The organism is Vibrio qingdaonensis, assembly GCF_026191675.1.
Taxonomy (GTDB): domain Bacteria; phylum Pseudomonadota; class Gammaproteobacteria; order Enterobacterales; family Vibrionaceae; genus Vibrio; species Vibrio qingdaonensis.
This window is the reverse complement of record NZ_JAKRRY010000167.1, coordinates 1-443: the sequence shown is the minus strand read 5'-3', so window position 1 is coordinate 443 and position 443 is coordinate 1. Positions and strand designations below refer to the sequence as shown.

The 443-nt window shown below is 41.8% G+C and carries 1 pseudogene; it reads right to left on the bottom strand.

Going from position 1 to position 443, the window contains the following annotated elements:
* Positions 1 to 443: pseudogene (locus MD535_RS25865) on the bottom strand (alanine/ornithine racemase family PLP-dependent enzyme); the annotation flags it as partial.

Genomic DNA, 443 nt, shown 5'->3' with positions numbered 1-443 from the left:
CCTTCTTGCTTTCTTCTCCCTTTAGGTGCCTTAAAATATTTATTGATATAACGTGAAGACATAGAAGATAAGAGCGCACTGTAATCTAAACCGAATGTGACTTTTTCCCCTACAAATAGTGGTTTTCGTGAGGATTCAAGGACAAGATGATCACTGGTTGAAGACATGATCTTAATCCCATTCGGAGCCTTAAGCCCGCTGACACAAACATCTTGGCGGCCTAATGCTACAATAGCTTGTGAGACCTCCCCTCTATCTTGAAGGCTTTCTTTTTCACCAAAAGCATTTAACCCCCGACTCCCCCAAGGCAAAGTCGGTTTAGTCTTGGATTCAATCACTTCAGCGGTCAAAGAAACCGCATCCGTATGTAAGCCTTTGATATTTTCGTGCTCTAAAGGCTCACAGCCTAAAAAAATTGCTTCTCCTATACGAAGGTTATTTAT